Genomic DNA, 9,444 nt, shown 5'->3' on the forward strand with positions numbered 1-9,444 from the left:
AGAGATTCAAGAATGGCTAAATAACTATCCGAGAAAAATATTAAATGGAAAAAGCGCAAGAGAAGTGTTTGAAGAAGAATTAAAAAAATATTCATAGAGTAAAAGCAAAAAATCTTCTCCCCTAGGGGAGAAGAACATCAACTAAAGTAAAAGAGTTCACAAGATATATGAACAATGACATATTAACAGAGATAAAAGTGTTTCATTTTAATTTGCATTTAGCCTTATTATATATGAATATTAGCTTTTTATATTAAGTTTTACTTTTATGTGGTATATTTATTAATAAGCATTTTTTATTTGATCTAAAATAAAATCAAAGAGAGGTGAAAATATGGAAAGCAATACAAAAAGACTAGTTCAAGCTTCAGTTCTTCTTGCAATAGCAATTATATTTCAGATAATAGGAAGGACAATCCCTGAAATCAATCAGTTTATAGTTGGACCAATAGTTAACATGGTACTGATTTTGACGGCGTACATTTGTGGAAGATGGTTTGGTGTAGGAGTAGGTGTTTTAACACCTCTTTTAGCATATCTTGTAGGCCAATTAGCTGCCCCATTAGCTCCTTTCATACCATTTATTATGATAGGGAATGCTATATATGTATTGATTTTTAGTTTTTTTATGAAGAGAGGACAAATTCAAATTGTTGTGGGAGTAATACTTGGCTCAGTAATGAAGTTTTTATTTTTATCATTTTCCGCTAGGAAATTAATATATTTGTTCGGGCTTGAATTTCCTCCAAACATAGCAAATGCATTAGCTGCAAGCATGAGCATACCACAGCTAATAACAGCTTTAATAGGAGGAGTTTTTGCTTTAATTGGAATAAACATTCTATCCAAAAGAAAAATTATTTGATAAAGGAAGGTAATAATGAAGAAGATTTTTTATAATGGTAAGATATACCAAAATAGAGGTAAATTTGCTCAAGCGATGTTAGTAGATAATGGAATTATAAAAGAAATTGGCACGAATGATGAAATATTAACTCTGAATGATAACTTCGAATTGATTGATTTACAAAATAAAACTGTAATCCCTGGATTTAATGATTCACATCTTCACTTAGAAGGATTAGGATATAGGCTATCTAATCTCATTTTAAATGAACTAAAATCAATAGATGAAATAATTATTAAATCTAAAGAATATATTGATAATAATAAAATAAGAGATATTTTACTAGGTAATGGCTGGAATCAAGATTATTTTATTGACGAAAAAAGACTTTTAAATAGACATGATCTTGACAGGATTTCAACAGATATTCCAATAGTTTTCACAAGAGTATGTGGGCATATTTTAGTAGCAAACTCAAAAGCATTAGAAATTTTAGGTATTGATGAAGACACTTCAGACATAGAAGGTGGGAAAATTCTTAGAGAAGAAGGAGGATTCCCAAACGGAGTATTCTGCGAGAATGCTATGAAGATTTTTAATAAATTGTTAAATACTACTACAGTAAAACAAAGAAAAAAATATATAAATATTGCAATGGCACATGCTTTAGAAAATGGCGTGACATCTGTTCAAACTAATGATGTTAAAGTGGACAATTACATGGATGTTTTAGATGCTTACAAAGAGTTAGAAGAAGAAGGAAAACTTAATATCAGAGTTACTCATCAATGTGCTTTCGAAGATGTTTCATCTATATCAAAGTTTATAGATGATCTAAATGATTATGAATATGACACAAATTTCAATAAAATAGGACCTATTAAAATATTTGCAGACGGTTCACTCGGAGCAAGAACAGCATATTTAAGTGAATACTATGTCGATAATTTTGGAAACAGAGGAGTAAATATATATACTGATAAAGAACTTGATGAATTGACGAAATTCATAGACGAAAAAGGGAAACAAATGTTGATACATGCCATTGGAGATGGTGCTATTAGGCAAGTATTAAATTCTTATGGTAAAATAATAAACAATAAAAATGACAGAAGACATGGAATAGTTCATTTGCAAATCACAGATGAAGAGATACTAAATAAAATGAAAGAATTAGATTGCCTGGCATTAGTACAACCTATATTTCTAAATTATGATATTCATATCGTAGAAGATAGGGTTGGTGAAAAACTTGCAAACTCATCTTATGCGTTTAATACGCTAATTAAAAATGGTGTGCATTTATCGCTTGGAACAGATGCTCCTGTTGAAGACCTTAATCCATTTAACAACCTGTATTGTGCTGTAAATCGAAAAGATCTGAATGGATATCCTGATGAATCATGGAATGAAAGTGAAAAAATGGACATTTACGATGCAATAGACGCATATACTTTAGAGTCAGCATATGTAAGTTTTGAAGAGGGCATAAAAGGGAGACTAGAGAAGAATTATTATGCAGATTTTGTTGTACTCGATGAAGATATATTCGAAATTAACTCTGAAAAAATTAAAGACATAAAAGCTCTTATGACAGTAGTAAATGGAGAAATAGCATATCGCAAATAAAAGTAAAATAGAGTCTATTTAATAAACTTTAATGTTTAGTTTCTTCATAACATAATAAAAAATTTATAAAAAAACTATTAAATATATCAATATAAAGAAGATCAATTATTAAATAAATCTATTTTATTAAAAACTATCTCTCGATTATAATTTAAATATCTTAAAAGAAAGAGGGATAGCATGAGAAACAGAAATTCAATATTAATTATTTCAGCTTTAGCAGTAGCCATAAACATTGTTTTAGGTACATTAGTGTCAAGGATGCAAATACCATTATTGTTTTTGGATGCTTTAGGTACTATATTTATTGCTGCATTATTTGGACCATGGTATGGAGCGAGTGTAGGTGCAATTACTAATATATTAGCTCCTATTTTATCAGGAAATCCTAAAGACATTCCATTTTTTATAGTAAATGCTGTAATTGGATTAGTTGTTGGTTTTATAGCTAAAAAATATAAATTTGGGACAAAACAAGCAATAATTACAGGGGTTATTTTGGCCATAGTGGCTCCATTAATTGGTACGCCAATAGCTGTATATGTATATGGAGGATTAACAGGTTCAGGGAATGATATAATTTTTAGTATTTTAAGACAATCAGGTGCTCAGGTTTTTACCGCAGCCTTTATTCCTAGAGTAGCAGGTAATTTAATAGACAAAATTCTTTCATGTTTAATCGCTAGTTATCTTATTAAAAGATTGCCTAAACAATATATTGGAAAGGAAAATATTTAATGTTTGATAATGACGAAAGAAGCAAGAAAGTTGTTATTGTCAGTCACTGCATATTGAATCAAAACTGTGTCGTACAACCAATGGCCAGAGCAAAAGGAGCTTTTAAAATTGTATCCAAATATATTGAAGATGGCGTTGGAATCATACAATTACCATGTCCAGAACTTAGGCATTTTGGATTAGGTAGAAAACCAATGGAAAAATTTGAATATGATACTCCAATTCATAGAGAGATATGCAGACATATATTAAGACCAGTAATAAAAGAAATCGAAGAATACTCAAAATATGGGTATGAAATAATAGGGATAGTAGGTATCGAAGATAGCCCAAATTGTGATATAAATGAAAATAGAGGGATATTTATGCAAGAATTATTTAAATTGCTAAAAGAGAAAAATATCGATCTAAAGGGTTATGAAGTACCACTTGATTATGATGAATTGAAGTAAAAAAATAGTCCAAAATGGACTATTTTTTTAATGCTTCTTCTAAAGTGTGCCATGGGAGAACTGCACATTTAACTCTTGCGGGCATATTCGATATATTTTCAAAGGCAACTGCATCATCTAATTTTTCTAACAAGCTATCATCTTCAATTTCCTTTTTTATCATTCTAATAAATATTTCAGCTAATTCTAATGCCTCACTAACTTTTTTACCTTTAATTAGATCTATCATTATGGAAGTTGAAGCTTGTGATATAGCACAACCAGAACCTGTGAAGCTAGCATCTATAATAATTCCATCTTTTTCAATCAAATTTAGGGTAATATCATCACCACAGCTTGGATTATGACCATGTTCAACGAGTGTTGGATTATCTAAAGCTCTTTTATTATGAGAATTTTTATTGTGTTCCATTATTAGCTGAGTGTATATTTGATTAAGATCCATAACCTAACCACTTCCTTACATTTTTTAAAGCATCAATTAATACATCAATATCTTCCATATTGTTATATAAATAAAAACTTACTCTAACACTTGAATTTAAATTCATATACCTCATAAGAGGTTGACAACAATGATGTCCTGCTCTGCTTGCGATGCCATAACTATCCAAAATAGTACTGACATCATGTGGATGTACATCTTTGACATTAAATGAGATTATTCCTCCACGTTTTTCTAAATCCATAGGCCCATAAATTTCTATATATGGAATTTTCGACATCTCTTTTACTGCATATTCAGTTAGCATTTTTTCGTGTGCCTCTATATTTTGCAAACCAATTTTTTCGATATAATCAATAGCAGCCTTTAAGCCAACAGCACCTTCAACATTTTGAGTTCCAGCTTCAAATCTAAAGGGAACTTCTGCAAATGTTGCATCATTTTCATATACATACTCAATCATGTCACCACCTAATAGAAATGGGGGCATATTGTCCAATAAATGCTTTTTACCGTATAAAACACCAATACCCATAGGGCCTAACATTTTATGAGCCGAAAACACAAGGAAGTCTGCATCTATATCTTTAACATCAACTTTCAAATGGGGAATACTTTGTGCAGCATCTACCACTATTATTGCATCATTTTCATGTGCAATTTTGCTAATTTTTTTTATAGGATAAATAGTTCCTAATACATTAGACATTTGTGCTATAGATACTAATTTTGTTTTTTTGGTTATCTTTTCGTATTCGCTTTCTGGTATAGAGCCATTTTCATCTATATAAATATATTTTAATTTTAAATTCTTTTCTTTTGCAATTCTCATCCAAGGAAGTATATTGCTATGATGTTCGGATATACATAAAAGTATTTCATCATTTTCTTTAAAATCTTCTGATAAACTATATGCTAATAGATTCAAGGATTCAGTGCTATTCTTTGTAAATATTATTTCATCTATTGAATCAGCGTTAATAAAATTTTTCACTGCTTCTTTAGCATCATCATAAAGAGAAGTAGCTTCTACACTTAATGAATGTGCTCCCCTATGAGGATTGCCATTATGGTTTTTGTAATAATCTGATATAGCATCAATTACAGATTTGGGCTTTTGTGTAGTTGCCGCATTATCTAAATACACTAATCTTCTTCCATTAACTTTTTTTTCTAATATAGGAAAATCTTCTTTAAAATTAACTTTAATTTTATCAATCATTATATTCTCCTTTCAATCTCTAGAAGGATAATATTTCTAACATTTTCATCAGGAATCTTTTTTATTATAGGATTGAATGATGACTCAACTATAAGTTTCTTAGCATTAAATTCATCTAATCCTCTACTTTGAAGATAAAACAGTTTATTCTCATCTATTTTCCCAGCACTGACAGCATGCTCACCATCCACATCGTCTTCATGGCACATTAAAGCTGGTATAGAATCATTCTTAACACCATGGCTTAATAGTGTCGTATATTCAGCTTCACTGCCTATAGATTTTTTTGCACCTTTTAAAAACTCTAAATTTCCTCTAAATACTTTGGTGGAATTGTCTTTCAAAGCACCTTTGGACTCTATATTACTAACACTACGCATCCCTTTATGAATCATAGTATAGCTTAAGTCTTTTTTTTGGAAGCCACATCCTAAATATATAGAATCTAGATTTGCTGTAGAGCTTTGACCATTTAAGTAATTTGTATAGTTTACAGCAGTAAGACTTGCACCTATTTCTATATTTATTAAGTTAAAAATCCCATTATCTTTTATAACTGTGATATTAGTATCGAAGTTATTGCTAAAATCATTTAATCTTTGTAATTTTATGACATTTAAAATAGAATTTTCATTTACTATTATATTAGTTAACCCATCGTGAAATAGATTTTGAGAATCATCACTATAATAATCAAATATTAAAGTCAATTGAGAATTTTTTCCTATTTCTATTAAGTTATTGTCTATCAAAACGGGATTGTTATTATCTATTTTATAGTTGATGAGCAAAGGTTCTTTTATTGATGTATTGTCATCAACTTCTATTTTAAATCCTGCATTGCTATGGATTTTAGGAAGATTTTCAAGTTCTTCTCCTAGACCCCTATAGCTATTATAATTGATACTATTGTTTTTATTTAGAGCCTTAATCTTAATTTTCGAATCATCTATAGAAGGTAGAAATTCAATTTTATAATCTTCTATTTTAGGGATTTCCAATTCTTTAATGCCTAATCTTTTCCACATCATTTTATCAACTCCTAACCTATTGCACCTTCGAGTTCTATATTGATCAAATTGTTCAATTCTACAGCATATTCTAAAGGTAGTTCTTTTGTGATAGGCTCTACGAAACCTCTTACAATCATAGCTTTTGCTTCTTCTTCAGAAATACCTCTGCTCATCAAGTAGAAAATTGCATCATCACTAATTCTACCGATTTTTGCTTCGTGCCCAATATCTATATTATCATTATCTATTTCAATAATAGGTAATGTATCTGATTTGGATTCATTATCTAGCATCAAGGAGGTACAAGAAACAGTTGATTTACATCCTGTTGCATTTTTGCTTATTCTTAATAGTCCTCTATAAAATACTTGTCCCCCATCTTTAGAAATGGATTTTGAGTTCACAGTAGAAGTAGTATTACTTGCAGCGTGAATAACTTTTGTTCCTGTATCCAAATATTGCCCCTTTGCTGCAAAAGTTACTCCAGTAAATTCTGATCTTGCACCTTCTCCTCTTAAAATGCTCATTGGATATAACATTGACACTTTAGAACCAAATGATCCTGAGACCCATTCAATCGTTCCATTTCTATCAACAACAGCTCTTTTCGTGTTTAGGTTATACATATTTTTAGACCAATTTTCAATTGTGCTATATCTAAGAGTTGCATTTTCCTTAACGAATAACTCAACGCATCCAGCATGCAAGTTATTCACTTTATACTTAGGTGCAGAGCAACCTTCTATAAAATGTAGATAAGCATTTTTCTCAACAATTATTAGTGTGTGTTCAAATTGCCCCGCCCCTGGTGCATTTAATCTAAAATATGATTGAAGAGGGATATCTACTTTTACACCCTCAGGAACATAAACAAAAGACCCTCCAGACCAAACTGCACCATGCAATGCTGCAAATTTATGATCTGTCGGTGGAACTAATTTCATAAAATATTCCTTTACTACATCTTCATACTCTCTTAAAGCAGTCTCCATATCCGTATAAATTACACCCATATCTATTAGTTCTTGCCTTATATTATGATATACTACCTCTGAGTCATATTGAGCACCTACACCAGCTAGAGACTCTCTCTCAGCTTGAGGAAGCCCTAGAAGTTCAAAAGTGTTTTTTATATCTTCAGGAACTTCATCCCAACTATGTTTTATTTGAGTATTTGGCTTAATATAAGTTACAATATTATCCATGTCAAGCTCACTTAAATCTGCACCCCATTTAGGGAATGGTTTTTGACTATATATTTCTAAAGATTTCAATCTAAATTCTTTCATCCAATTTGGCTCGTTTTTTTCCCTTGAAATTTCGAGTATTATTTCTTTTGTAAGTCCACTATCAGTTTTAAAACTATAATTAAGCTCATTTTTTATATCATAAATTCTTCTATCAATATCTTCGACATGAGTTTTCTTTTTTTCCATATCAAACACCTCTATATGCTAGCAAATTCGTTTCTTATTTTTTCATAGCCACTTTCATCAATTTCGTTAGCTAACTCAACTCCACCAGATTTTACTATTCGTCCATTAAGAAGTATATGAACAAAATCAGGTTTGATATATTCTAGCAACTTATTGTAGTGAGTAATTATAAGAAAAGCATTTTCTTCATTTTTAATTTTATTAACACCATCCGCAACAATTTTTATAGCATCAACATCTAGTCCAGAATCTGTTTCATCAAGTATGGCAAGTTTTGGATTTAAAATAGACATTTGTAATATTTCGTTTTTCTTTTTTTCTCCTCCAGAAAAACCAACATTTAAATATCTTGAGGCATAGTCTTCGCTCATACCTAATTCTTGCATCTTGCTGTTGATTAATTTTTTAAATTGAATTATTTTTTGTTGTTCACCTGTTAAAGCTGTTTTTGCAGTCCTTAGAAATTCTTCAACAGTTACACCATTAATTTCTTCAGGGTATTGGAAAGAGAGAAACAATCCCATTTTGGCTCTTTCATGTGTTTTTACCTCATTTAGCAAGTTGCCACAAAAAAATATTTCTCCATCTGTAATTTTATATTTTGGATGCCCCATGAGAGTATATGCAAGGGTTGATTTTCCGCCTCCGTTTGGGCCCATAATAACATGGACCTCACCTTTATTAATTTTTAGATTTATTCCATTTAATATCTCCTTGTTTTCATCATCAATTTTGACTCTTAAATTATTGATAGTTAATATATTCTTAGACATAATATTCTCCTCACTTTTATTTATAATGATAATTATTATCAAATCCCTAACTATTATATACCTATACTTTAGAGTTGTAAACATATCAATTTAGTAGGAATTAAAATTTTTTATTCCAAATATTATGTGTTAGTATATAATTAAATTACTGCTAAAAATAAGAATAATGTAAATAGAGGTATATAATGAGATACTACATGGATTTATTAAGAAGATGTACATTGTGTCCAAGGGAATGTAATGTTAATAGGACTGATGGAGAAATCGGATATTGCGGTGAAACATCTGATTTGCGATTAGCTAGAGCAAGTCTTCATATGTGGGAAGAACCATGTATATCAGGCATAGAAGGCTCAGGGACAGTTTTTTTTACTGGATGCTCTCTAAAATGCATTTATTGTCAAAATAATATCATTGCTAATGGTGCTTTTGGGAAGAATATATCTTTAGATAGACTTGTTGAAATATTTTTTGAATTGAAAAATAAGAATGCACTAAATATAAATTTAGTAACACCTACTCACTTTGTACCACAAATTATAACCGCAATAGATATAGCCAAGAAAAATGGCTTAGATTTGCCGATTGTATATAATTCAAGTGGATATGAAAAGAAAGATACGATTAAATTATTAGAAGGATATATTGATGTATATTTACCAGACTTTAAATATTTTGATGAAACCATATCTAAAAAATATTCTAATGCACATAATTATAGAGAAATTGCTACAAAATCCCTAGAGGAAATGGTAAGACAATCTGGAAAACCAATTTTCAATGAAAATGGTATGATGATAAAGGGTGTCATAGTTAGACATTTAGTATTACCTGGTTTTGTAGAGGATTCTAAGAAAATAATCGAGTACTTACATAGTACTTTTGGAAA

Annotated in this window: 10 protein-coding genes; 5 read left to right on the forward strand and 5 right to left on the reverse strand. The window is 30.1% G+C overall.

From position 1 onward, the window contains the following. Window positions 1-334: 334 nt before the first annotated feature. From ACTB1H_RS07825 to ACTB1H_RS07840, 4 genes are all read left to right on the forward strand, one after another. Window positions 335-865 carry an ECF transporter S component gene (locus ACTB1H_RS07825; RefSeq protein ID WP_463262288.1) on the forward strand — a complete coding sequence of 177 codons (531 nt, stop codon included), beginning with the start codon at window positions 335-337 and terminating at the stop codon, window positions 863-865. Between the two features lie 15 nt (window positions 866-880). Continuing rightward, the gene (locus tag ACTB1H_RS07830; RefSeq protein WP_463262289.1) at window positions 881-2,476 is read left to right on the forward strand and encodes an amidohydrolase; all 1,596 of its coding nucleotides are present in this window, start codon (window positions 881-883) and stop codon (window positions 2,474-2,476) included. 180 nt (window positions 2,477-2,656) lie between these two features. After that, the gene (locus ACTB1H_RS07835) at window positions 2,657-3,214 is read left to right on the forward strand and encodes a CD3073 family putative ECF transporter S component (RefSeq protein WP_463262290.1); all 558 of its coding nucleotides are present in this window, start codon (window positions 2,657-2,659) and stop codon (window positions 3,212-3,214) included. Beyond that, window positions 3,214-3,666 carry a CD3072 family TudS-related putative desulfidase gene (locus ACTB1H_RS07840; RefSeq protein ID WP_463262291.1) on the forward strand — a complete coding sequence of 151 codons (453 nt, stop codon included), beginning with the start codon at window positions 3,214-3,216 and terminating at the stop codon, window positions 3,664-3,666. The genes ACTB1H_RS07835 and ACTB1H_RS07840 overlap by 1 nt, the downstream gene beginning before the upstream one ends. A 19-nt stretch (window positions 3,667-3,685) precedes the next feature. On the opposite strand, the gene sufU is transcribed toward ACTB1H_RS07840, so the two are convergent. From sufU to sufC, 5 genes are read right to left on the reverse strand one after another with little or no spacing between them, the layout of a single operon-like run. Beyond that, window positions 3,686-4,111, reverse strand: coding sequence for a Fe-S cluster assembly sulfur transfer protein SufU (gene sufU, locus ACTB1H_RS07845; protein WP_463262292.1), 426 nt, complete (start codon window positions 4,109-4,111; stop codon window positions 3,686-3,688). Then, complete coding sequence (locus ACTB1H_RS07850) at window positions 4,101-5,333, reverse strand: cysteine desulfurase (protein WP_463262293.1); 1,233 nt, start codon at window positions 5,331-5,333, stop codon at window positions 4,101-4,103. Before ACTB1H_RS07850 ends, sufU begins: the two co-directional genes overlap by 11 nt. Next, entirely contained in the window at window positions 5,333-6,364 is a 1,032-nt protein-coding gene (sufD, locus tag ACTB1H_RS07855; RefSeq protein ID WP_463262294.1) for a Fe-S cluster assembly protein SufD, read from the reverse strand. Before sufD ends, ACTB1H_RS07850 begins: the two co-directional genes overlap by 1 nt. 11 nt (window positions 6,365-6,375) lie before the next feature. Beyond that, window positions 6,376-7,782 carry a Fe-S cluster assembly protein SufB gene (sufB, locus tag ACTB1H_RS07860; protein ID WP_463262295.1) on the reverse strand — a complete coding sequence of 469 codons (1,407 nt, stop codon included), beginning with the start codon at window positions 7,780-7,782 and terminating at the stop codon, window positions 6,376-6,378. An 11-nt stretch (window positions 7,783-7,793) separates the two neighbouring features. Then, on the reverse strand, window positions 7,794-8,555 hold the full coding sequence (sufC, locus tag ACTB1H_RS07865) for a Fe-S cluster assembly ATPase SufC (RefSeq protein WP_463262296.1): 762 nt from the start codon (window positions 8,553-8,555) through the stop codon (window positions 7,794-7,796). Window positions 8,556-8,740: 185 nt separating this feature from the next. Between sufC and ACTB1H_RS07870 the strand changes: the two genes are divergently transcribed. Then, window positions 8,741-9,444, forward strand: a 704-nt coding sequence (locus tag ACTB1H_RS07870) for a radical SAM protein (protein ID WP_463262297.1), incomplete at its 3' end; no start/stop codon positions are given.

The sequence above is a fragment of the Soehngenia sp. genome (assembly GCF_055108775.1).

What these genes read in the sequence shown, in the direction of transcription:
- sufU (WP_463262292.1), bottom strand. Translation starts at nt 4,111, where the DNA reads ATGGATCTTAATCAAATATACACTCAGCTAATAATGGAACACAATAAA.
- ACTB1H_RS07825 (WP_463262288.1), top strand. Translation starts at nt 335, where the DNA reads ATGGAAAGCAATACAAAAAGACTAGTTCAAGCTTCAGTTCTTCTTGCA.
- ACTB1H_RS07850 (WP_463262293.1), bottom strand. Translation starts at nt 5,333, where the DNA reads ATGATTGATAAAATTAAAGTTAATTTTAAAGAAGATTTTCCTATATTA.
- sufD (WP_463262294.1), bottom strand. Translation starts at nt 6,364, where the DNA reads ATGATGTGGAAAAGATTAGGCATTAAAGAATTGGAAATCCCTAAAATA.
- ACTB1H_RS07840 (WP_463262291.1), top strand. Translation starts at nt 3,214, where the DNA reads ATGTTTGATAATGACGAAAGAAGCAAGAAAGTTGTTATTGTCAGTCAC.
- ACTB1H_RS07830 (WP_463262289.1), top strand. Translation starts at nt 881, where the DNA reads ATGAAGAAGATTTTTTATAATGGTAAGATATACCAAAATAGAGGTAAA.
- ACTB1H_RS07835 (WP_463262290.1), top strand. Translation starts at nt 2,657, where the DNA reads ATGAGAAACAGAAATTCAATATTAATTATTTCAGCTTTAGCAGTAGCC.
- sufC (WP_463262296.1), bottom strand. Translation starts at nt 8,555, where the DNA reads ATGTCTAAGAATATATTAACTATCAATAATTTAAGAGTCAAAATTGAT.
- sufB (WP_463262295.1), bottom strand. Translation starts at nt 7,782, where the DNA reads ATGGAAAAAAAGAAAACTCATGTCGAAGATATTGATAGAAGAATTTAT.